This is a genomic window from Paenibacillus sp. AR247 (genome assembly GCF_002968895.1).
Classification (GTDB): Bacteria; Bacillota; Bacilli; order Paenibacillales; family Paenibacillaceae; genus Paenibacillus_AQ; species Paenibacillus_AQ favisporus.
The window spans coordinates 1-22,546 of the sequence record NZ_PCZT01000017.1 but is presented as its reverse complement, the minus strand read 5'-3'; the positions used below and the strand labels follow the sequence as shown (position 1 = coordinate 22,546).

Annotated in this window: 20 protein-coding genes, 1 other RNA gene and 2 pseudogenes; 17 read left to right on the top strand and 6 right to left on the bottom strand. The window is 52.3% G+C overall.

The window, feature by feature from the left end; all coding sequences use genetic code 11:
- Positions 1-114: 114 nt before the first annotated feature.
- Together CPT76_RS25610 and CPT76_RS25605 are read right to left on the bottom strand one after the other, a co-directional pair.
- Positions 115-951 carry a carbohydrate ABC transporter permease gene (locus tag CPT76_RS25610; protein WP_076176951.1) on the bottom strand — a complete coding sequence of 279 codons (837 nt, stop codon included), beginning with the start codon at positions 949-951 and terminating at the stop codon, positions 115-117.
- Positions 948-1,913 carry a carbohydrate ABC transporter permease gene (locus CPT76_RS25605; protein ID WP_105444917.1) on the bottom strand — a complete coding sequence of 322 codons (966 nt, stop codon included), beginning with the start codon at positions 1,911-1,913 and terminating at the stop codon, positions 948-950. The genes CPT76_RS25610 and CPT76_RS25605 overlap by 4 nt, the downstream gene beginning before the upstream one ends.
- Positions 1,914-2,101: 188 nt before the next feature.
- Between CPT76_RS25605 and CPT76_RS25600 the strand changes: the two genes are divergently transcribed.
- On the top strand, positions 2,102-3,301 hold the full coding sequence (locus tag CPT76_RS25600) for a WD40/YVTN/BNR-like repeat-containing protein (protein ID WP_105444916.1): 1,200 nt from the start codon (positions 2,102-2,104) through the stop codon (positions 3,299-3,301).
- Positions 3,302-3,388: 87 nt separating this feature from the next.
- Here the strand turns inward: CPT76_RS25600 and CPT76_RS25595 are convergent, their stop codons facing one another.
- Positions 3,389-3,934 (bottom strand): GNAT family N-acetyltransferase, encoded by a 546-nt coding sequence (locus CPT76_RS25595; RefSeq protein WP_105444915.1) that lies wholly within the window; start codon positions 3,932-3,934, stop codon positions 3,389-3,391.
- A gap of 274 nt (positions 3,935-4,208) precedes the next feature.
- On the opposite strand from CPT76_RS25595, the gene CPT76_RS25590 reads away from it, so the two are divergent.
- Both CPT76_RS25590 and argS read left to right on the top strand, forming a co-directional pair.
- A complete protein-coding gene (locus CPT76_RS25590) occupies positions 4,209-4,634 on the top strand; it encodes a YwiB family protein (protein ID WP_076176954.1) in 426 nt (141 codons plus the stop codon).
- Positions 4,631-6,310, top strand: a complete 1,680-nt coding sequence (gene argS / locus CPT76_RS25585; RefSeq protein WP_105444914.1) for an arginine--tRNA ligase — start codon at positions 4,631-4,633, stop codon at positions 6,308-6,310. The genes CPT76_RS25590 and argS overlap by 4 nt, the downstream gene beginning before the upstream one ends.
- 156 nt (positions 6,311-6,466) lie before the next feature.
- Here the strand turns inward: argS and CPT76_RS25580 are convergent, their stop codons facing one another.
- A complete protein-coding gene (locus CPT76_RS25580) occupies positions 6,467-7,630 on the bottom strand; it encodes a S8 family peptidase (protein WP_105444913.1) in 1,164 nt (387 codons plus the stop codon).
- 386 nt (positions 7,631-8,016) lie between these two features.
- Between CPT76_RS25580 and rpoE the strand changes: the two genes are divergently transcribed.
- The 8 genes and pseudogenes from rpoE (at position 8,017) to rpmE (ending at position 16,755) form a co-directional block, all read left to right on the top strand.
- Positions 8,017-8,574, top strand: coding sequence for a DNA-directed RNA polymerase subunit delta (gene rpoE / locus CPT76_RS25575; protein WP_105444912.1), 558 nt, complete (start codon positions 8,017-8,019; stop codon positions 8,572-8,574).
- A 419-nt stretch (positions 8,575-8,993) separates the two neighbouring features.
- On the top strand, positions 8,994-10,595 hold the full coding sequence (locus CPT76_RS25570; protein ID WP_105444911.1) for a CTP synthase: 1,602 nt from the start codon (positions 8,994-8,996) through the stop codon (positions 10,593-10,595).
- A 175-nt stretch (positions 10,596-10,770) separates the two neighbouring features.
- Positions 10,771-11,154, top strand: a complete 384-nt coding sequence (locus CPT76_RS25565) for a response regulator (protein ID WP_076176959.1) — start codon at positions 10,771-10,773, stop codon at positions 11,152-11,154.
- Positions 11,155-11,336: 182 nt separating this feature from the next.
- Entirely contained in the window at positions 11,337-12,191 is an 855-nt protein-coding gene (gene fba / locus CPT76_RS25560; RefSeq protein ID WP_076176960.1) for a class II fructose-1,6-bisphosphate aldolase, read from the top strand.
- Positions 12,192-12,387: 196 nt separating this feature from the next.
- Positions 12,388-13,594 (top strand): annotated as a pseudogene (locus tag CPT76_RS25555) (UDP-N-acetylglucosamine 1-carboxyvinyltransferase).
- Between the two features lie 197 nt (positions 13,595-13,791).
- Entirely contained in the window at positions 13,792-15,138 is a 1,347-nt protein-coding gene (rho, locus tag CPT76_RS25550; RefSeq protein ID WP_076176962.1) for a transcription termination factor Rho, read from the top strand.
- Between the two features lie 24 nt (positions 15,139-15,162).
- Positions 15,163-16,435 (top strand): annotated as a pseudogene (locus CPT76_RS25545) (radical SAM family protein).
- 122 nt (positions 16,436-16,557) lie between these two features.
- A complete protein-coding gene (gene rpmE, locus CPT76_RS25540; protein WP_076176964.1) occupies positions 16,558-16,755 on the top strand; it encodes a 50S ribosomal protein L31 in 198 nt (65 codons plus the stop codon).
- 165 nt (positions 16,756-16,920) lie between these two features.
- Here rpmE and CPT76_RS25535 read toward each other — a convergent pair whose 3' ends face one another.
- Positions 16,921-18,168: a stalk domain-containing protein gene (locus CPT76_RS25535; RefSeq protein WP_105444910.1), complete on the bottom strand. Its 1,248-nt coding sequence runs from the start codon at positions 18,166-18,168 to the stop codon at positions 16,921-16,923.
- Between the two features lie 181 nt (positions 18,169-18,349).
- On the opposite strand from CPT76_RS25535, the gene ffs reads away from it, so the two are divergent.
- The 6 genes from ffs (at position 18,350) to CPT76_RS25505 (ending at position 22,366) form a co-directional block, all read left to right on the top strand.
- Positions 18,350-18,617, top strand: an RNA gene (ffs, locus tag CPT76_RS25530) — signal recognition particle sRNA large type.
- Positions 18,618-18,841: 224 nt separating this feature from the next.
- The gene (gene dnaX / locus CPT76_RS25525; RefSeq protein WP_105444909.1) at positions 18,842-20,563 is read left to right on the top strand and encodes a DNA polymerase III subunit gamma/tau; all 1,722 of its coding nucleotides are present in this window, start codon (positions 18,842-18,844) and stop codon (positions 20,561-20,563) included.
- Positions 20,564-20,607: 44 nt separating this feature from the next.
- Positions 20,608-20,919: a YbaB/EbfC family nucleoid-associated protein gene (locus CPT76_RS25520; RefSeq protein WP_076176967.1), complete on the top strand. Its 312-nt coding sequence runs from the start codon at positions 20,608-20,610 to the stop codon at positions 20,917-20,919.
- 27 nt (positions 20,920-20,946) lie between these two features.
- Positions 20,947-21,546, top strand: coding sequence for a recombination mediator RecR (gene recR / locus CPT76_RS25515; protein WP_076176968.1), 600 nt, complete (start codon positions 20,947-20,949; stop codon positions 21,544-21,546).
- Positions 21,547-21,727: 181 nt separating this feature from the next.
- On the top strand, positions 21,728-22,039 hold the full coding sequence (locus CPT76_RS25510) for a DUF2508 family protein (protein WP_076176969.1): 312 nt from the start codon (positions 21,728-21,730) through the stop codon (positions 22,037-22,039).
- Between the two features lie 54 nt (positions 22,040-22,093).
- On the top strand, positions 22,094-22,366 hold the full coding sequence (locus CPT76_RS25505; RefSeq protein WP_089549419.1) for a pro-sigmaK processing inhibitor BofA family protein: 273 nt from the start codon (positions 22,094-22,096) through the stop codon (positions 22,364-22,366).
- On the opposite strand, the gene CPT76_RS38480 is transcribed toward CPT76_RS25505, so the two are convergent.
- The coding region (locus tag CPT76_RS38480; RefSeq protein WP_219845469.1) for a hypothetical protein at positions 22,355-22,546 on the bottom strand (192 nt) is incomplete at its 5' end. The genes CPT76_RS25505 and CPT76_RS38480 overlap by 12 nt on opposite strands.

Here is a 22,546-nt window from a genome sequence, read left to right as displayed (position 1 = left end):
CCAAAGCGGCCGTTCACGGCGCGCCTGGAAAGAGGCTTGCGTTGACGATACGGTCCGGAAGAAAAGCATGGAATGAGCGAGTCCCCGTGATTCCGTTATTGCGCTCCAAGATGACTAGCCTTTCAGCCCTGACGTTGCGATGCCCTCGACAAAATGCTTCTGCGCCAGGAAGAAGATCACGACCGGCGGCAGCACGGAGAGCAGGGACACGGCGAGCAGCTGACCCCACGGCACGGCCGACTGGGAATCGATGAACATTCGGAGCGCCAGCGGGACGGTATATTTGTCCACAGTATTCAGATAAATCAGCGGACCGAAGTAATCGTCCCAGCCCCAAATAAACGAGAAGATCATGACCGTGATCAGCGCCGGCAGGGTCAGCGGCATGACGATGCGCAGGTAGATGCCGAACCAGGTGCAGCCGTCGATTTTCGCCGACTCGTCAAGCTCCCGCGGAATGCCCCGGATGAATTGGACGATCAGAAAAATAAAGAAGGCTCCCCCCATGGCCGATGGGACGATCAGAGGCAGATACGTATTGATCCAATCGAAAGAATGGAACATCGTATACTGCGGGATGAGCGTGACCTGGCCCGGCAGCATCAGGGTCATCATCAGGATGGAAAACCACAGCCCTTTCAGCGGAAAGGTCAGCCTGGCGAACCCGAAGGCCACCAAGCTGGCCGAGATGACGTGCAGCACTGTGGTCGCCACGTTCAGCTTGAGGCTGTTCATGAAGAAGCGTGTAAACGTATATTTGGGCAGCGCGTTCCAGCCTTCCGTATAATTCTGCCACAGCCATACTTTGGGGAACAGGGAGGGCAGGCTGATCTCGGCCGTCGATTTGAAGGAGGCGCCGATCCACCAGAGTACGGGGTAGAACATCACAAAGCAGAACACGATCATCAGAATATGAACCAGCCAATTTTGTTTTTTCAGAACGCCTGTCATTTGCGACCCTCCGTTTCCGTTTCGTAGAACACCCAATATTTGGACGCAATAAAATTGATCGCTGTGGCGATGCCGATAATGACCAGCAGGATCCAGGCCAGTGCCGAGGCGTAGCCCATCTGCAGCGAACCGAAGGCTTTGTTGTACAGGTACAGGGCAAACATTTCGGTCGAATTGACCGGACCTCCGTTGGTAACGACAAACGCCGAGGTGAACATCTGGAACGCGTTGATGATTCCCATGATCAGGTTGAACAGGATGACGGGCGAAAGCATGGGCAGCGTAATCCGGATGAATTTGCGAAAAGGTGTGGCCCCGTCCACGGAGGCTGCTTCGTACAGCTCCCCGGGAATCTGCTTAAGACCGGCCAGGAAAATAATCATCGACGAGCCGAACTGCCACGCCGTCAGCAGCACCAGGGTTCCGAGGGCAGTGGAGGGCGTTCCGATCCAGTTCTTCGGGGCGATGCCGACCAGAATCACTAGATGGTTGATAAATCCGTTGAGGCCGAAAATGTTGCGCCACAGCACGGCCACCGCCAGGCTTCCCCCGATCAGGGACGGCAGATAAATGATCGTGCGGTAGAAGGAAATACCCCGGATATTCCGGTTGAGCAGCATAGCGACCAGCAGCGCCGCCAGCAGCTTCAGGGGAACCGAAGTAATGACGTACAGGAAGGTCACCTTCAGCGAATTGAAAAAGAGCCGGTCCTGCGAAATATCCTGATAATTTTTGAGCCCGATCCAGCGGGCTGGTTCCAGCAGGGAAAACTCGGTGAAAGATAAATAGAAGGATTGAATAATGGGCCACAGCTGTAAAATGAGAAAACCCAGCAGCCAGGGGGCGATGAACAGGTAGCCGGCCAGCGGGGCGTTCCAGCGTCCTTTCAACGTTTTGGCAACCGCTTTCATGTTTTTGCCCGGCTGGGCCTTGTCCGCCGCCGGTATCGTTTGTGCATTCAAAATCAATCACCTCACGCCTTTTAGTAGCTCTCATTGTATCGTGGGCTGAACCTTGCCTGTAGTCGAAGGATGCACAAATTCTTTCACTATTGAATGGTGTTTGCTACTTTTGGAATGAGGAAGAGGACTTTTTTTTGCGAGTGGCAAGTCCCCAAAGAGGGTAATGTAATCGATATGGAGGTGTCGTTATGATCATGAAAAAGCTGCTTAGAAACTCTTCCTTGGCTGCCGCTGCGCTTATGCTGATGATACCGGCGGGCTGGGGATTATCCCCAACGCAGACTTCGGCCGCCGCCGCGGCGCCTGCTCCCTGCGGAAGCGGCGATCACGGCCTGCTTCAGCAAGAGCAGAAACAGCATATGGGGGAAGGCGGGGACCCGCTTCATTTTACGGACATTCAGTTTCTGAACGGGTCGACGGGCCGGGCGGCAGGAACCGGGTTTATGATCGGCACATCGGATGCGGGGTGCCACTGGCAGGAAATTTACACAGGGAAATGGAATTTTGCCCAGATCCAATTTACGGACAACGTGAACGGATGGGCCATCGCCACCCTTCCTTCCCACCAGACGACGCATCTGCTCAAGACGGTGGACGGCGGATTGCATTGGAAACAGGTGTATACGGCCAATCTGCCGTTTAACCGGCTCGAGGCGCTCGGCAAGAACACGGTGTACGGCTACACGCAAAATGGCGCCTACCGGACCGATAACGGCGGGAACAGCTGGGTGAAAATCCCTACGCCGGCAAATACGAGATATGCGACGTTTCGGGATAAGAACAACGGGTATGTCCTGGTCGTTGTTCCCGGCTCGGGCTATAAAGTACTGGGCACGGCCGACGGCGGGCACAGCTGGATCACGAAGCTGAACGTGAAATTTGACTCCCCGTACCCTGCGGGCGGACAAATTTACAGCAAGGACAATCAGGTCTGGGCGCTGTTCTATGGCGGCTCAGGCATGTCCCAGGTATCCTATTCGCTGTATGGCAGCACGGATCAAGGCGTACTTTGGAAGCGCGTCATTGCCCAATCCACGGCAGGCGGAGGCCCGGCTCCCGGCAGTGGGGCCGCTGTCGTTAATCAGGGGCCGGCCCAGCCAGGCGGACACCCCGGCAACATGCAGCTGATCGGCCGGGAAACTGCCTTTCTATCCGGCGGATCTCCGGCGGGCGGGATGGTGTCTGTCGGCGTGACTTATAATGGAGGAAAGACGTGGAAGAACGTAAAGCCGTCCATTAATGGTTACGATTCACGGATCTCCTTTACGGACGGCAAGACGGGCTGGCTTGTGGTGACCAGCGCCACCAAATCGTCGATTTATGCCACACATGACGGCGGTGCCAGCTGGAACCGGAAGTTCGCTTTTAAGGAAGCGTTGAATCCTTAAACGGAAGTAACAAGGTACGAATGAAGCTGCAGGTAACGGTCAAAAGGAGGGGCTGCCTATGTAAACGGCAGCCCCTCCTTTTTTCAGTTAACGCAAATTCTCCTCCCATTCTTCCCGTAGCAGTCCCATACGAATGGAATCGTAGAAAACGCCGTTATACAGCCGAGTTTTCCTTATGCGGGCCTCCATGGTCATCCCTAGCTTCTCTCCGACTTTGATCATCCGGTAATTTCCAGACCAAGTCGTAAACCCCACCCTGACGAGGGGCAGTGTGTCAAACAGGCGGCGGATCCACATAGCCAATGCCTTGGTGCCGTAACCACCACTCCAGTAAGTCGGATCATAGATTACGATACCCATTTCAAGCCAATAAGATGGCTGGTGTTCCCAATAATAGCTGACCGTTCCGATGAGATCGCCATCTACTTCAATAGCCCAGAAATGATCCCGGTCGACTAGGCTGTCTTTGTTTTCCACATATTTTTCAAAGGTTACCGGTGTATGCTCATAATAGGGGGCATCCCATTTTTTCCACTCCGGCGCTTCTTCCTTCAACGATAAGCTCCATAGCCGGTGCAAGTCGTCCTCCCTTACCGGTCTGAGGAGCACATTTTCGTCTTGGTAAACCGTCAATGTTTAAAACCTCCTGTATCATTTGAAAATATACATGCACATTTCCATACAAGCCGGGTCAAATCCTGCCGATTTATTGGAGATCTTACTTTTAAGAACATGGATTTGAGATCAAGCGGCTTTCAAAAATGAGTTTTATAACGGAATACGAATCCCCGGCGCTGTGAAAGCTGTACAGTAGCGGCAGTCTGCGGCAGGCACGGTTTGTATTGAATTGATACAGCGAACTGGATATAGTAGTACAATAGGAAAGAATAGATTGGAGTATTGCGTAATGCCAGATGCCAGAAAGGCTACCGTCCGTCTGCGCAGCCGTCATGACGGCCAGGAGGTCAACCAGGAGATGACGGCGCAGGTATTTGCCCGCGGACAAGCTCTCTATGTGATGTACGAGGAACCGGAAGCGGATTTGCAGGGGCGGAAGACCAAAACGACAGTGAAAATCGGCGCAAACAGCCTGAAAATGATCCGGCACGGCGCCGTGGAATCCGAGCAGTCTTTTCAGGAGGGGCAGCGGCTTCCCGGCTTTTACCGTTCGCCTTATACGTCCTTTAACCTATCGACGGATACGCGTTCCCTTAAGATGGACCTGGACGGAATGACAGGGGAAATCAGCTGGGCGTACGATCTATATGTATACGAGGAATGCACAGGGCATTTCACCATCAGCTTTTTTATACAGGAGGATAATCAATCATGACACTCAATCCACTCGAACAGATTCACCAGCTGGTTTTGGAGGCGGTCAAGGACGCGGTGGTCGCCGCCGGGCTGGCCAGCCGTGAAGAGCTCCCCAGCATTACGCTTGAGGTGCCGAAAGATAAATCTCACGGGGACCTGGCCACCAACGCCGCGATGCAGCTGACCCGGATCGCCAAGAAAAACCCGCGCCAGATCGCTGAAGCGATCCTGGAGCATATCGACGTAAAGAAGGCGTCCATCGAGAAGGCCGAAATCGCCGGCCCGGGCTTCATTAACTTTACGCTGAACAAAAGCTATCTGTACCCCGTCATCGAGCAGGTCTACACACAGGGGAAAGACTATGGACGCGTAGAGCTCGGTCAGGGACAGCGCGTGCAGGTCGAGTTCGTCAGCGCCAATCCGACCGGCAGCCTGCACTTGGGACATGCCCGGGGAGCCGCCGTGGGCGACGCCCTGTGCAACATTTTAGACTTTGCCGGGTATGAAGTAACCCGCGAATACTATATCAACGATGCGGGCAACCAGGTCGAAAACCTGTGCAAATCGATCGAAGCCCGGTACCTGCAGGCGCTCGGACAGGAGGCGGAAATGCCTGAGGACGGATACCACGGCGAGGATATCAAGGGGTTTGCCAAGGACCTCGTCGCCGAGAAGGGCGATTCCCTGCTGTCTATGGATCCGGGCGAGCGGACGGCGTTCTTCCGTTCGTATGGCCTGGAGAAAGAGCTTGGCAAAATCAAACGCGATTTGGCACGCTTCCGGGTACATTTTGACGAATGGTTCAGCGAGACTTCCCTGTACGAGAAGGGGCTCGTTGAAGCATCCCTAGACGAACTGAAAGCCAAAGGCCAGGTGTACGAGCAGGACGGCGCCACTTGGCTGCGGACGACCGAATATGGGGACGACAAGGACCGTGTATTGGTGAAAAATGACGGCACCTATACGTACCTGACACCGGATATCGCGTATCACCGGGACAAATACAACCGCGGCTATGACCGCATGATCAATATTTGGGGAGCCGACCACCACGGCTATATCCCGCGGATGAAAGCAGCCATGCAGGCCATCGGCAACGATCCCGACAAATTGACCGTGCTCATCGCGCAGATGGTCAGCCTGTTCCAGAACGGGGAGAAGGTCAAGATGTCCAAGCGTACGGGGAAAGCCGTAACGATGGAGGACCTGATGGAAGAGGTCGGCATCGACGCCATCCGCTACTTCTTCACGATGCGCAGCATGGACTCCCATCTCGATTTCGACATGGATTTGGCCATTTCGACGTCCAACGAAAATCCGGTGTTCTATGTGCAGTACGCGCACGCCCGGATTTGCAGCATTTACCGTCAGGCGGAAGAGCAGGGCGTTGCGCTGCTCCCGCTGTCCGAAGTGGACCTCACGGTGCTGAACACGGAGCATGAGTATGACCTTCTCCGTAAAATCGGCGAGCTGCCGGAGGAAATCGCCACTGCTGCAGCGGGCTACGCGCCGCACCGGATGATCCGCTACGTGTATGACTTGGCCTCCCTTTTCCACAGCTACTATAAGGCGCAGCGCGTTATCACTGAAGATGCCGCTCAAACGCAGGCACGCTTCGCCCTGCTCGGCGCTGTGCGGACCGTTATCGCCAACGTGCTGAGAATCGTGGGCGTATCCGCTCCGGAGAAGATGTAATTCCTTCTTCCCCTTTTGAATACGCCGAACATATGAAAGGCCGTCTCCGGTATTTGCCGGAGACGGCCTTTTTCAACAAATGCTAAATATTGTAGTTATTTGGCATGTACGTGAGCAGAAGCTCCGTTTGTCCTGAGCGGTACAGGCCGCTCTCGTCTAGCTTGGATTATTTTTGCGTTTGATGCCTTCACGCAGCAGCCGGTAGGCATTGATTTCACCGGTGTGCACGACGCGGGATTGCCCTTTTCTCGGGCGCAGCGGCGTGGCGGTTGCGACGAGGAGCTCTTTAATTTCAGCCGGCGACAGGTCGGGATTTTGGGCAAGCAGCAGCGCGATTGATCCGCTGACATGCGAAGTCGCCATGGAGGTGCCGCTCATCTCGTGGTACTTGCCGCGCGTCCAGGAAGAAATGATTTTATCGCCCGGCGCATAAATATCGATGAGGTCGCCGCGGTTGCTGAAGCTGGCGATGCGGCGGTTCCGGTCGGTCGCTCCCACGGATATGGTCTGCCCGTACCTTGCAGGATAGTCGATGCTTCGCCGTTTCCCGTCATTGCCGGACGAGGCGACGATCGAGATCCCGGCCGTATAGGCCTTGCCGACGATGTCCAGCAGCGCCTTGCTTTTGGTCTTCATGCCGAAACTCATATTGATGATGTGCATGCGGTTGCGGACGCACCAGTCGATCCCCTGGATAATGTCCGAGACATAGGCGGATCCGTTGTTGTCGAAGGCTTTGACCGGAAAAATCATGGCCCGCGGGGCGACGCCGATCATGCCGTCGGGACCGTTCGCGGCAGCAATGGTTCCTGCAATGTGGGTGCCGTGCCCGTTGTCATCGAGCGGCAGCAGATGCCGGTGCAGCAGATTGATCCCTTTGGCCAGCGACTGGCGCAGATCGGGATGATAGTAGTCGGCCCCGGTATCGATCACTCCAATCCGGATGCGGTAGCCCGTCGAAGTGGACCAGGCTTTGGGAGCCTGAATTTGCTTGACTCCGTACGGAATGCCTGGGCTTTGGTTGACTTTGTTGTTCACCAAGGTATGGACCTGCATTTGGGTGTCTTCTTCAATAATAAGATCGTCATGATACTTGGACATCAACCTGCTGCTGACCGGAAACGGAGCGATCATGGCCTCGAGGAGATCGGACACCTGGATGCCGGGCATGTTCGGATACCGAAGGTGAAGCGTCTGCAGCCGATCCTGACAGGCATAGAAATGCCGCGGTTCGCGAAACCTGATAATATTTTTTTCTCCGGACGATACGGGACTCTCCATATCTTCAAGCAGCATCTGGATAAAATTGGTGTAGTCCATGTTGGGCAGTCCCCCTCATAATGAACCCTGCTTTTGCATTGTATGAGCGGGGAGTGCGGCAGGAGTGGGAACATGCCCTTTTTTGACGAAATAGGCCCTGCCCCGATGTCAAAAACCGGAGGCGGACATAATATAGACTGAAGAGGCCATGGGCGTCTCTTTCCAGGTCCCGTGAGGAGTTTCTCCTTCGTGGGCGGATACAGTCGGAAGGCGGAGGATACTCCGCCTTTTCATTCGCCTTTTTTAGGACAACCTTGCAGTCTTCCTTTATGCACTTAAAACTTGCATTTTATTTATAAATAGGTTTTACTTAGTTTTGATAATGGATATGTTGTTATAAGTAACGATATATAAGGTGAACTTTGCGTGAGAGGAAGTGTCCGTAAGTGAGTAACTCACTCCAGCTTAAAATGGATCCCGAGAGAATCCGGGAAATGCCAATGGTCGACCTGGCCTTTGCCATTTTGAAGGCGGCGAATACGCCGTTTTATTATCTCGACCTGATGAAAGAGGTAGCCAAGCTTCGCGGTTTGACGGATGAAGAAGTTAAAGAGACCGTTGCGCAGCTATATACAGAAATTAATATCGACGGCCGGTTTGCCTGCGTAGGAACGAACCTGTGGGGACTCAAGCGCTGGTATCCGATCGACCGCTCCGAAGATCCGATCAGCAGCGCCAAGCGTCCGCGCATCATTAACGATGACGACGATGATGAGGATGACGATTTCACGGACGAGGAAGATACGTTTGCTGAGGACAGCGACGATGATTTCGACCGGATCGACGAGGATCATGACGACATCTATTCCGATGACGATTCCGAGGAAGAAGTGGAAGAAGACGAAGACGTGATGCTCGACGACGAGGACCTGGAAGATGAAGACGCCGTTGAAGAGGATGAGGAAGAGGAAGAAGAAGACGACCTCGATGAGGACGAAGATTAATTCCATCCGCAGAATCGCCAATCCTCTCTTGACAGGGGACAAGGCACAGAGTAAACTATTGCATGGGCTTATGATTGAGATTTAAATATGCGTAAAATAATAAAAAGTGCCCCGTACTACGGGTGTCACTTTTTTGTTTTTTAATGCGGTATGTCATGGAAGCGGAACTCTCCTTCCACCATATTCGCGGGGGTAGATGAACTGGGAATGGAATGGAAATGATTCGTCTTTTTTAGTTCAATCTATATAATGTCGATTACCCAATTGTGCCATTTGATTTCAAATGGCGCATTGTTGTTCACAGAGAGAGAAAGCAACAAACTTGTTTCGGCCCGATTCCGATGAAAAAACGTGAATTGGGTTACGCTAAACATCATATGTCGCCTGAATTTCTGGACTTTAATAGGAGGGTTTTTACAGTGACAAAGTATATTTTTGTGACGGGCGGGGTCGTGTCTTCCTTGGGTAAAGGGATTACCGCCGCTTCACTCGGAAGGCTGCTTAAAAATAGGGGTTTAAAGGTGACGATCCAGAAATTCGATCCGTATTTGAACGTAGACCCCGGCACCATGAGTCCTTACCAGCACGGTGAAGTATTCGTAACGGACGATGGCGCCGAGACTGACCTTGATCTGGGGCACTACGAAAGATTCATCGACATCAACCTGTCCAAGAACAGCAATGTCACGACGGGGAAAGTGTACTCTTCGGTGATCAGCAAAGAACGCCGCGGGGAATATTTGGGCGGAACGGTTCAGGTCATTCCACATATCACGAACGAAATTAAGGAGCGGGTGTTCCGTGCAGGCCGCGAAGCAGGCTCTGACGTCGTGATTACGGAAATCGGCGGAACCGTCGGCGACATTGAAAGTTTACCGTTTCTTGAGGCCATCCGTCAGATCAAGAGTGAAATTGGCCGCGAGAATGTGATGTACATCCACGTGACGCTGATTCCTTACATTAAAGCTGCAGGTGAAGTGAAAACCAAGCCGACCCAGCACAGCGTGAAGGAACTGCGCAGCATCGGCATTCAGCCGAATGTGATCGTATGCCGGACGGAGCATGAGCTGTCTGCGGATATGAAGGCGAAAATCGCACTGTTCTGCGATATCGACGAAAGTGCGGTCGTTGAGTGCCGCGACGCATCTACGCTTTACGAGGTACCACTGAACCTTCGCGATGAAGGGCTCGACGAGATCGTGGTCAACTACTTGAAGCTGACGACGCCGAAGCCGGACATGACCGAGTGGGAAAGCCTTGTGGATCGCATTAACAAGCTGGAGAAAACGGTGGAAATCGCCATCGTCGGCAAATATGTCGCTCTGCATGACGCTTATTTGAGTGTGGTTGAGTCCCTTTCCCATGCAGGCTTTGACGCAAACGCCGATGTGAAAGTCCGCTGGGTGAACGCGGAAGAAGTGACCGATGAGAACGTGGGCGAGCTGCTGCACGGCATCGGCGGCATTCTGGTTCCAGGCGGCTTCGGTGACCGCGGGATTGAGGGTAAAGTATCGGCGATCCGTTACGCCCGTGAGAAGCAAATTCCGTTCTTCGGCATTTGCCTCGGCATGCAGGTGTCTGTGATCGAATACGCCCGTTCCGTGCTGGGACTCGAAGGAGCGAACAGCTCGGAGATCAACCCGTCCACCGAGTATCCGGTGATCGACCTGCTTCCGGAGCAGAAGGATATTGAAGATCTGGGCGGAACGATGCGCCTTGGATTGTATCCTTGCAAGCTGGCCGAGGGCTCCTTGGCGATGCAGTGCTACAATGACGAGCTCGTCTACGAGAGACACCGCCATCGTTATGAGTTCAACAATGAGTACCGCGAGCAGGTTGAAAAAGCGGGCTTGCGCATTTCCGGAACGTCCCCGGACGGACGTCTGGTGGAAATTGTGGAACTTCCGGGCCATCCTTGGTTCCTGGCTGTGCAGTTCCATCCGGAATTCACGTCACGTCCGAATCGTCCGCAGCCGTTGTTCCGTGAATTCGTGAAGGCTGCGCTGCAAGTAGAACGTTAATATACAGCTATGGGTCTCCCTCAGGAGGCCCATTTTTCATTTATATGAAGTTGCAGGAATTTGTATCTAGAAGGCGAATACCTTTAAATGGAGATTGCAGGAGTATGGAATTAACAGATTAGTTAGGAATTAGGGGTTTGATTCGGACGCAGCTGATTGTTGGGAGGTAAGTTGAGTGGATAACAAAAAGGTATTGATCGTCGATGACCAGAACGGTATTCGGATTTTGCTCATGGAAGTGTTCAACAGTGAAGGTTATACGACGTTTCAGGCGGCCAACGGCAAGATTGCACTGGAAATTGTGGAGAAGGAATCGCCGGATCTGGTTCTGCTCGATATGAAGATTCCCGGAATGGACGGGCTTGAAATCCTGAAGCACATCAAGGAAATGAATCCATCCATCAAAGTGATCATGATGACGGCCTACGGAGAGCTTGATATGATCAAGGAAGCGACCGAGCTTGGAGCACTCATGCACTTTACGAAGCCGTTCGATATCGATGAGATGCGGGTGGCGGTAAACATGCAGCTCAAAGACAGCCCGGTTCAATTTGGCTAAAGCGATGGAATTCTGCTGACCCGGCAGAATTCTTTTTTTTGCCCTGCCCTTCCTATATCTGCTTAATTTCAAATGCTTGTTTAGCATTTACAATATGATGTGGTATAATAGCGCTGAATGCAATGTGAATTTCGGCTTAAAACCCTTAGATCAGACAAACACTTTTTAGGAGGATTGGAACCATGCCATTAGTATCCATGACAGACATGTTAAACAAAGCACTTCAAGGGAAGTATGCGGTTGGTCAATTCAACATCAACAACCTTGAGTGGACGCAAGCGATTCTTGCTGCCGCCGAAGAAGAGAAATCCCCGGTAATCCTGGGCGTATCCGAAGGCGCGGCTCGTCATATGGGCGGATTCTATACCGTTGTAAAAATGGTGGAAGGCCTGCTTCATGATATGAAGATTACGGTTCCCGTAGCCATTCACCTGGACCACGGTTCAAGCTTCGACAAATGTAAGGAAGCGATCGACGCTGGATTTACGTCCGTCATGATCGATGACTCTCACAGCCCGATCGACACCAACATCGAAACGACGCGTAAAGTTGTTGAATACGCGCATTCCAAAGGGGTTTCCGTTGAAGCCGAAGTTGGAATGGTCGGTGGTCAGGAAGATGACGTAGTCGGATCTGTTATGTATGCCAAACTGGATGACTGCGTACGCATCGTCAAAGAAACCGGAATCGACACACTGGCTCCGGCGCTTGGCTCTGTTCATGGACCTTACAAAGGCGAACCAAACCTCGGGTTTAAAGAAATGGAAGAGATTCGCGACGCCGTGAACCTTCCGCTCGTTCTTCATGGCGGGACAGGCATCCCGACGCATGATATCAAGAAAGCCATCTCTTTGGGCACATCCAAAATCAACGTCAACACCGAGAACCAAATCTCGTTCACCAAAGCGGTGCGTGAAGTTCTTGCTGCTAAACCGGACGTATACGATCCGCGTAAATACATCGTTCCAGGCCGCGATGCCATCAAGGCAACTGTTGTCGGCAAAATCCGTGAGTTTGGATCCAACAACCAGGCTTAATGTTATACAAGGTTTGAAGTAGGGCCCAGCCCTACGGTGTGGTTCATGATATAGAGGGCTGCCCCGTTCCGGGGCGCCCAATTGAATAGCAAGGAATGGAAAGCACACCGCTTAGCCGGTGTTTTTCCATTTCATACACCAAAATGGACACAGAACTATTTTGCGGCTGCGAAGTATGTGGGGGGAACCTTAGCTTATGGAAAAATTGATGATCAGCGGTGGACGCCCACTGCAAGGCACCGTTTCAATCAGTGGGGCGAAGAACAGCGCCATCGCGTTGATTCCCGCGGCTATTTTGGCGGAGTCCGAAGTAATACTGGACAACCTGCCGCTGCTTAGTGATGTGGCGGTTTATGCAGAAATACTGGAAGAGCTTGGGGCAAAGGTGTCTTGGGATGGCAGCCAGATGAACATCGATCCTTCGCGGATCGTATCCATTCCGATGCCCAACGGGCCGGTGAAGAAGCTAAGAGCCTCCTATTATATGATGGGTGCGCTGCTTGGCCGGTTTAAGGAGGCTGTCGTCGGTCTGCCGGGAGGATGCAATTTCGAGCCCCGTCCGATCGATCAGCATATTAAAGGTTTTGAAGCGCTGGGCGCGACCGTGACGAACGAGCATGGCGCGATTCATCTCCATGCGAAGGAGCTGCGCGGGGCAAAAATTTACCTCGACGTATCCAGCGTAGGCGCGACGATTAACATTATGCTGGCGGCTGCCAGAGCCAAAGGCTCCACAATTATTGAAAATGCGGCGAAAGAGCCTGAAATTATAGATGTGGCCACGCTTCTGAACTCCATGGGAGCCATTATTAAAGGCGCCGGCACGGAAACGATTCGTATCGAAGGCGTATCCGAGCTGCACGGCTGCCGCCATTCCATCATCCCGGACCGGATCCAGGCGGGAACATATATGATTGCCGCCGCGGCAACGCGCGGTGACGTATTGATCGACAATATTATTCCTAAGCATTTGGAAGCTGTCACAGCCAAGCTGCTGGAGATGGGGGTCCAAATCGAGGAGCTCGACGAGAGCATTCGCGTGATGGGGAGTCCATCATATGGCCATGTCGATGTGAAAGCACTGATATACCCAGGATTTGCTACAGATTTACAATCGCCAATGACCAGTCTGCTAACCCAGGCCGAAGGCGTAAGCGTGCTCAGCGATTTTGCTACAGCAACCGGTTTAAGCATGTGCCGGAGCTGGTATCGAGAAGAGCCGCCTTAATGCGGCCAAAGTCAAGGCTTCCGACCTCAGAGCGGGGGCTGCGCTGGTGATCGCCGGCCTTACAGTCGAGGAAGGCGTGACGGAAGTGACTGGCGTGGAGTACATCGACAGGGGTTACGATCACCTCGTCAGCAATCTACGGATGCTTGGCGCCGATGTTTGGCGCGAGCAATAATCAGGGTGCTGTAATATTAGGAGAATGCGGGAAATAGATTGAATGAAGCTGATTTTTTCATCATGACCTGCATATCTCCTTCTAATTTGGGTAATCCTATCCTAATGAGGATTTTCATAGACTCATAGATTAGCGTCTTCATCCAATTGATGCTAAGCTCTTGTCAGGACTTATAAAATTGAATAGGTGGTTATTACATGGATTTACAAATTGCCGATTTGGAAGAAATGAAGCTGACCGAATTGTACAAACTGGCGAAGAAGTACCAGATCCCTTATTACGGTCAGTTGAAGAAGAAAGAACTGATTTTTGCTATTTTGAGAGCGCAGGCCGAACAGAGCGGACTTATGTTTATGGAAGGTGTGCTCGAGATTCTCCCGGAAGGTTACGGCTTCCTAAGGCCGATCAATTACCTCCCAAGCACCGAGGACATTTATATCTCCGCCTCCCAGATTCGTAAATTCGACCTTCGTACGGGAGACTTGGTATCAGGGAAGTGCCGCGCACCGAAGGAGAACGAGCGGTATTTCGGTTTGCTGCAAGTCAATGCGGTCAACGGGGAGAGCCCGGAGACGGCATCCGAACGGTTACACTTTCCGGCACTGACTCCTCTCTATCCGCAAAAGAAACTTGTGCTTGAAACATCCCCTAACCATTTGTCTACTCGAATTATGGATTTGCTCGCCCCGGTCGGTCTGGGACAGCGCGGTTTGATCGTTGCACCTCCAAAAGCAGGTAAAACGCTCCTCTTAAAAGAAATTGCCAACAGCATTTCCACCAACAATCCCGAGATTGAACTTTTTGTACTGCTGATTGACGAACGTCCTGAGGAAGTGACGGATATGCAACGTTCCGTAAAAGGAGAGGTGGTTGCGTCAACGTTTGATGAGCTGCCGGAGAACCACATCAAGGTTGCGGAACTGGTGCTTGAACGCGCGCTGCGTCTGGTTGAGCATAAGAAGGACGTTGTCATTTTGATGGACAGCATCACCCGTCTGGCCCGTGCTTACAACCTGGTCATCCCGCCATCCGGACGTACGCTGAGCGGCGGTATCGATCCGGCGGCATTCCATCGTCCGAAGCGGTTCTTTGGTTCTGCCCGGAACGTGGAGGAAGGCGGCAGTCTGACCATTTTGGCCACAGCGCTGATTGATACCGGTTCGCGGATGGACGATATCATTTATGAAGAGTTTAAGGGAACCGGCAACATGGAGCTGCACCTGGACCGCAAGCTGGCCGAGCGCCGCATTTTCCCGGCCATCGATATCCGCCGTTCGGGAACGCGTCGTGAAGAAGTGCTGTTAACGAAGGATGAGCTCGATACCATTTGGGCGATCCGTAAAAATATGAACGAATCCGCCGACTTCGTGGAGGGATTCTTGAAGAAATTGCGTGACTGCAAAACCAATGCCGAATTTTTGGCTTCCTTTGACGTGCATGGAGCAGGAAACGGCCATAGCCGCAGTTCCTCATCGTCCTCGAACAGCCACAGCAGCAACCGGCGCACCTCACGCCCGTCGACGGCTTCCGTGCCGCTGACTTAAATTTAGCATAAAGAGGAGAACATCATGTATCTGGTATATGCCGATGAAAAAGGCAACGTATTTGATCATCCCACACTGTACGGTCTCGGCCGCAGCGCGGATATGATCGTGGAAATTATGGAAGATGAGCTGATTCCCCTGCCGGAAGGCGCGACGCTGGTCGGCCTCCCCAACACCCGTGCCATCGGTATGGATCCGGAAACGGGTGAGATGACGGCGCTCCCGGGAGACGCTCAGGCTGTGGGGGCACTGCTCCCGCAGGGATACACCCGGTTATGCCTGCCCGGCTATGTGAAGACAGACAAGGAATACAAGCTGCCGCTCTTTGGTTACTCGGCTGTCGTGTGGAAGGACGGGCAATTTTACACGACGGGCAGACTGTCGGACGACCCGGAGAAGTGGAACCCGCTGAACTGCGATGTAGAGGAATTGGAGCTCGGCGTGAAGCGCCTGACGGAGAAGTATCCGGAGAACCGGCTGTACCAGCATTTGTCCAATTGTGCGCTCGGTTATGAATGTCTGACCGCATCCAATACCTTTTTGAATCGATGGGAAGGGGCTGTTCCGGTATCTTATTCTTGTAATGCCGGCTGCTTCGGATGTATCTCAGAACAACCGGATGACAGCGGATTTGTGGCGCCCCAGACCCGGATGAATTTCAAACCGAGGGTGGACGAGCTCGTTCAAATTATGCTGGAGCATTTAAAAACGCCGGAGTCGATCATCAGCTTCGGACAAGGCTGCGAAGGCGAACCCTCCACGCAGGCCAAAATCATCATTGAAGCGATGCGCGAGGTGCGTTCGATCACGGATATGGGATATATTAATATCAACACGAATGCCGGCCTGACGGATTTCATCCGCGGCATCGTCGATGCGGGTCTGGACCTGATGCGGGTGAGCACGATCAGCGCGCTGGACGACCATTACAACGCCTACTATAAGCCGCGTGGTTACACGCTTGCCAATGTGGAGAAATCGCTGAAGTATGCGTCGGACCAAGGCGTTTACACGTCCATCAACTATTTGATTTCCCTGGCGTCACAGACCGCGAAGAGAAATCGAGGCGATGGTGGAGTTTGCGCGCCGGACCAATCTGAAGCTGATTCAGCTGCGCAACTTGAACATTGATCCCGAGAGCTATTTGGAATTGATCCCGCCGGCCAAAGGCGAAATTTTGGGGATGAAGCAGGCGATTGAAATTTTCCAAGCGGAGCTTCCGGATGTGGTCATCGGTTCCTATACCCATGTTCCGCCTCCAAGCTTGATCCGCCCGAAAAAGCCGATTCTGTCTTAATCCGGCAGCGCCTGGAACGGGAAGAAACCATTGATTTATAGGCGCGTCCCTGCTATAATGAATTTATGTGTCAACATAACTCTGGGTCCGCCTGAGGCTCAGGGCAAAAAGAGGTGAAAGTCATGAAAACAGAAATTCAACCAAAATACCACGTTACTACGGTAACTTGCGCATGCGGCAACACGTTCGAAACGGGTTCGGTGAAAGAAGAGCTTCGCGTCGAAATCTGCTCCAACTGCCATCCGTTCTTCACTGGTAAACAGAAATTCCTGGATGCTGGCGGCCGTGTTGATAGATTTAAGAAGAAATACGGAATGTAATTGCTGCCTGGCAGCATAGATCCGTTATATTTTTAACAAATGACAATCCCCGGTTCGATGAACCGGGGATTTTTTCTTTAATAAGATCAATATAATTACAATAAACTCCGATCCCGTATTCCGTAAGAAACCTTCCTTTTACGCACCATGCATGGATTCCGCGTCTTAATTGTTCAAGTCGACCGATTGGCCGATTTTTGCCCATACGTTGGTTTTATTAAAGCCGAGGCGCCATAAGGCGATACCTTTCAGATTGTACCGTTTGGCAAGGCCAATTTTGGTGTTCACGGTGTTTTCGTTTTCGCTGGCAAGGTTAACGCCGAGAACTAGTTTGCTGGCAGGCACCTGTTTGAGCGCAAGCTGGATGGCCGCATCCACTTTGTCGTTAGGCTGCGGGTTTTTCTCATCGGTATAGGCATAAGCCATGACGATAAGCTCATCGGCCAGCGTGCCAAGCTTTTTATAATCGTATCCATGAAAAGAACCGTTCAGAGGCGGCAGGGCGATCGACAGCTTCAGGCCCTGGGCGTGAGTAGCGGCCGCTGCTTTTTGAACGAAAGCATTATAGGATGCCTGTACAGTCGCTGCGTCCCCCGTAAGCCCGAGTCCTTCCAAGTCCAGCAGGATGCCTTGGAATCCGTTGGTTTTGGCCGTATCTACCATCTGCTGAATCAGGTTTGCCTGAAGCTCAGGATCCTGGGTCGCCTTCGTCAGTTCCAGTTTGGTATCGCCGGAAAATACCATCAAATAAGGGGTGGTGCCGGCTGCAGCAGCGGAGCTGACGAGGCTCTCCGGCGTCACATCGCCGGCCGCTTGCGGCCATTTGAAATCCTGGCCTGTCGTTGTGAACCGGCCTTGGTCGTCAATGCGGCTCCAGCCAAAGGCGGCTGCGTCGAAGCTTGGAATCAGGCTCGACTCACGAAAACGACGAGATGGCGTAAAAGGCCAGCGTATACATTTTTCTTGGGGGGACACGATAGTAACGGTATGCGTGGCCTGATCCCAGTTGACGCCGGCGCCGAACTGCTGGCTGAAGAAGCTGAGCGGAATTAGGACACTTCCTCCGGCCATTTGGGGAGCTACGGTCAGCGCCGTTTTGGTCCCGTCTACGGTCGCGCTGCGGCTGCCGACGGTCAGAACGACCTTTTTCGTGGAATCCTTGTCTGTCTTTACTGCTGTGATCTGCTTGGCCGAGGCATTCCACTGCACGCTGATGCCCAGCGCTTCGGAGATAGCCCGGAAGGGCACAAGTGTAGTTCCTTGAACGACTTTAGGTGCAGCCGGGAAAGGCAGCGGATAGCCGTCCAGTACGATGCTGACGGGTGCAGCGGCGCTTGCCGGCTTCTGGCCGATACCGCTCCAGGCAGTGGCTGCAATGAGCAGGCACAATGCGGTTTTGGTTGCTTTATTCATGCGCGATGTTCCTTTCCTTTTTAAATCGTATGTGTAGGATTGGTTGTGGTATAGAACCACTATATCAATAAACGTTTGCTAGATGAATATGGAACGAGAATAATAGATTTATTTTTGAGCGTTTATCCACTTTCTGCCGGGTGGTTGCTTTTTGTACAGGCATGCGATATACTTATTTTCACCGTGCTAGATGGGGAGGTAGCGGTGCCCTGTAACTCGCAATCCGCTGTAGCGAGGTTGAATTCCTGTTAGAGGTATTGTCGATGTGAGGTTTGGTCCCTGCGTGCAATGTTGACGGTTGGGTCCTCCGCAATGAGTACTTGTGAACCTGGTCAGGTCCGGAAGGAAGCAGCCATAAGCAAGATCACTCTTGTGCCGGAGGATAGCCTAGCCCGAGTTGTTACGCAGGGGAGCCACTCGGATCGCAATCATCAATAACAGGTGCACGGCTTAAACTTGACAATTATTTCAGCATCTTTGCCATCAGGTGGTAAAGATGCTTTTTATTTATTCCGGATGTTCCCATGGCGGACTTTCGGTCACAGACACAGGCAGCGGACAGGTAAAACCCTGCTGAAACATGCGTGTTGGACGTTTTGCAAGGCGTCGGATTATAGTATAATGATGAGGCAACGAACCCACGCTTAGTGGAAGTTGAAAGAGGGTAAGCGAAGTGGAACATATAGCGTTGTACCGTGCCTGGCGGCCTCAGTCGTTCCAGGACATGGTGGGACAACAGCATATCATTCAAACGCTGCAGAACGCGATCCGCGAACAGCGGGTTTCCCATGCCTACCTGTTCAGCGGCCCGCGCGGAACCGGTAAAACCAGCGCGGCCAAAATTTTGGCCAAAGCGGTGAACTGCGAGCGTGGACCAGCAGCGGAGCCGTGCAATGAATGCGAATCCTGCCGCAGAATTACTTCGGGTGCGGTGATGGACGTTCAGGAAATTGACGCTGCTTCTAACCGCGGCGTGGAAGAAATCCGCGATCTTCGCGAGAAAGTGAAGTACGCACCGACCGAAGTAAGGCAGAAGGTTTATATTATTGACGAAGTGCATATGCTGACGACAGAGGCGTTTAATGCGCTTCTGAAGACGCTGGAGGAACCCCCTCCGCACGTGATGTTTATTTTGGCGACGACCGAACCGCACAAGCTGCCGGCGACGATTATATCACGGTGTCAACGCTTTGATTTCCGCCGGGTATCCCTGGAGGAGCAGACGGATCGGTTAAGACAGATTTCACAGGAAGAAGGCATTGAAGCGGAGAATGAAGCGCTTCAATATATAGCAAGGCTATCCGACGGCGGGATGCGGGATGCGCTGAGCATCTTGGATCAGATTGCGTCGTTTACCGGCGGTCATGTATCTTATGAACAAGTGCTGAGTATGACCGGTGGGATTGCTTCGGAGCAATTCGGCAAACTTGCACAGGCCATTCTGGAAGGTGACGTGGGCCAGGTGCTCATGCTGGTGGAAGGTTTTATGCAGGAAGGCAAGAGCGCCGATAAATGCATGGAGAACCTGCTGTATTATTTCCGCGATTTATTGATGATCCAGATGATTCCGCAGGCAGACAAGCTCACGGACCGTGTCCTTCATCCGGAAGAATACAAGGAGATGGCTTCTGCCTTTTCCCGCAAGCAGCTGTTCCAAATGATCGATACGCTCAATCATTATCAGAGTGAAATGAAATATGCTTCCCAGCCTCAGACCTTGTTCGAGGTTGCACTGCTCAAGCTGTGCGGCATTCCCCGTGAAGCGGGAGACAGCGATCGTCCTCAGGAGGCGGCGGCCGATTCGGCTGTGATCAATCAGCTCAAGCAGCAGGTCGCTTCTCTGGAGAAGAAGCTCGAGCGCTTCATCAAGTCCGGTGCGGCTCCGGCCGCTGGTAATAGCGGACCATCCAGGCCTGCAGCTCCGCCGGCCCCGCGCATGTCGTCGGCCGCGAAGATTCCGGCGAATATGGATCAGTTTGTAGCAAGTAAGGGAAGTCCTGAATTCATGGAGATCCAGCGCCAGTGGGCTCATATTCTGCAAGGAGTCAAGGAGGAGAAGGTGACGGTCCATGCCTGGTTTATGGACGGCGAGCCGGTTTCCGCGACTGATGACGCCGTGCTGGTTGCCTTTAAAAATAATATCCACCGGGAAACGACCGAGAAGCCGGCCAATAAGCAGGTGATCGAGGGCGTGCTGCACTCCGTGCTCGGCAAACCGTATCATTTGGTTACCATGATGCAGCGGGATTGGAGCACCTCGATGGAAGGGGCTGCGCAGCCCAAGGAAGAGCTGAAGCTTGAGCACGAGCATGAATCGAAGGATCCGAATTCAAAACCATGGATTGATGAGGCGCTCCAGATGTTTGGAGAAGACCTCGTTGTCATAAAAGATTAACCGCACCTTGAAGTGCACTCAATTAATTAAAGGAGAGATGACCCATGAATAATATGAATCAAATGATGAAGCAAGTGAAAAAAATGCAGGAGCAAATGCTCAAGGCGCAGGAAGAGCTTGCTGACAAAAAGGTTGAAGGTACATCCGGCGGCGGCGTGGTTACCGTGGAAATGAACGGCCACAAAAAACTGCTCTCCATTACGATTAAGCCGGAGGCTGTTGATCCGGACGACGTGGAAATGCTGCAGGATCTAGTGATGACTGCCGTGAACGATGCGCTAAGTAAAGCGGACGAAATTGCGAATGCCGACATGGGCAAATTTACAGGCGGAATGAAAATTCCTGGCTTGTTCTAAATTTAAAGCTGAAGGAGATCCTGCGCTTTGTATTATCCCGAACCGATCTCGAAGCTGATCGATGCGTTTACGCGACTGCCGGGCATCGGGCCGAAAACCGCGGCCCGGCTTGCTTTTCATGTGCTGAACATGAAAGAGGACGACGTCATTGACTTTGCCAAGGCCCTGGTCAGCGTCAAGCGGAATCTCACCTACTGTTCCGTATGCTGCAATATTACAGACACCGATCCGTGCCGGATTTGCCAGGATAAAACGCGCGATCCGTCTGTCATTTGCGTAGTGCAGGATCCCAAAGATCTTGTTGCCATGGAGCGGACCAAGGAATTCAACGGTTATTATCACGTTCTTCAGGGAGCCATCTCTCCGATGGAGGGAATCGGTCCCGATGATATTCGGCTGAAGGAACTGCTTACCCGGCTTAGCGATGAGCGGGTCAAGGAGCTTATTTTAGCGACGAATCCGAATATCGAAGGGGAAGCGACGGCGATGTACATTTCGCGGCTGGTACGCCCTTTTGAAATCGTTGTGACGCGTATCGCGCATGGTCTGCCGGTAGGCGGGGACCTGGAGTACGCAGATGAGGTAACCTTGTCGAAGGCATTGGAAGGACGGCGTCAATTGAACTGAAGTTGCTTAGTGTTTAGCGTTTTGACATTTGAATCGTGCACTTATAGAAGGAGCCTCTTCGGTAGGCTCTTTTTTGTTCTAAGTTTGTCCCTTTCCCGAATAAGTATGAGAATGGAGACGGTGTGAGGTACCTGTACTTTAGCCGCCCGTAACTTTCGTGGACAAGGGAGGGGTCTGGGACATGACTTGGTTCAAGAGGAATAAATCAGGAATGTCTGCCCAGCAGTACAAAGAGGAACAGGAAGAGAAGTGGATCGTTTACAACGATGTCCAAAATGCTCATGCGGAATGGGAACGCGCTAGGCTGCGGTTTGAGGAGGCACTCGGACAAGATCAGATCGATTATGCCATTTATATGCTGGAAGCAGCGGAGCGCAAGTATCAAATGCATTTGAAGCAAGCCAAAGACATTGGCCTCAACCGCGTGCAAATGATAACAAGGGAAGCATCGGCGGCGGCCAGAGGGATGGGCACCCGGACGATGTCCCATTAATTTAGTGGAGGTAATGTTGTATTTATAACGATTTGATTGGGAGGAGATCGATCCATGACCGTAAAAATGTTGATTTGGGGTGTGCTTGGCGTCTCGCTGTTTCTGCTTCTGTTCATCGTCTTTAAGAAAAAGCTGGGATTTGGCTGGTTGACGATGTTCGGAGCGCATTTGGTGTTGGCGGCACTGGGACTTTACCTGGTAAATTTCTCAGGCTTGATGTCCGAAGTATACATTCCGCTTAATCCAGCAACGATAGGAACGGTAACGGTGTTGGGACTGCCTGGCGTTGCACTTCTTTATGGTTTAAAAATAACTTTAATGGGGTAGTTGACGAGTGGCTGTATTCTGTGGTAAATTAATTCTCGCCCCTTTCGAAAAGGTACAAGCCTGCCCGACTGGCAGGAAGCGAAAGAAAAAGAAATTAAAAAAGTGCTTGACGAATTGCTGGGTGACATGATATATTATAAGAGTTGCTGCTGAGATAAAGCAGCGGCGCTGAAAGAGAAG

Bases quoted from the DNA above. Each gene is read 5' to 3' on its own strand.
- CPT76_RS25610 (WP_076176951.1), bottom strand. From the start codon at position 951: ATGACAGGCGTTCTGAAAAAACAAAATTGGCTGGTTCATATTCTGATG.
- CPT76_RS25600 (WP_105444916.1), top strand. From the start codon at position 2,102: ATGATCATGAAAAAGCTGCTTAGAAACTCTTCCTTGGCTGCCGCTGCG.
- CPT76_RS25590 (WP_076176954.1), top strand. From the start codon at position 4,209: ATGCCAGATGCCAGAAAGGCTACCGTCCGTCTGCGCAGCCGTCATGAC.
- argS (WP_105444914.1), top strand. From the start codon at position 4,631: ATGACACTCAATCCACTCGAACAGATTCACCAGCTGGTTTTGGAGGCG.
- CPT76_RS25580 (WP_105444913.1), bottom strand. From the start codon at position 7,630: ATGGACTACACCAATTTTATCCAGATGCTGCTTGAAGATATGGAGAGT.
- fba (WP_076176960.1), top strand. From the start codon at position 11,337: ATGCCATTAGTATCCATGACAGACATGTTAAACAAAGCACTTCAAGGG.
- rho (WP_076176962.1), top strand. From the start codon at position 13,792: ATGGATTTACAAATTGCCGATTTGGAAGAAATGAAGCTGACCGAATTG.
- rpmE (WP_076176964.1), top strand. From the start codon at position 16,558: ATGAAAACAGAAATTCAACCAAAATACCACGTTACTACGGTAACTTGC.
- CPT76_RS25535 (WP_105444910.1), bottom strand. From the start codon at position 18,168: ATGAATAAAGCAACCAAAACCGCATTGTGCCTGCTCATTGCAGCCACT.
- CPT76_RS25520 (WP_076176967.1), top strand. From the start codon at position 20,608: ATGAATAATATGAATCAAATGATGAAGCAAGTGAAAAAAATGCAGGAG.
- CPT76_RS25510 (WP_076176969.1), top strand. From the start codon at position 21,728: ATGACTTGGTTCAAGAGGAATAAATCAGGAATGTCTGCCCAGCAGTAC.
- CPT76_RS25505 (WP_089549419.1), top strand. From the start codon at position 22,094: ATGACCGTAAAAATGTTGATTTGGGGTGTGCTTGGCGTCTCGCTGTTT.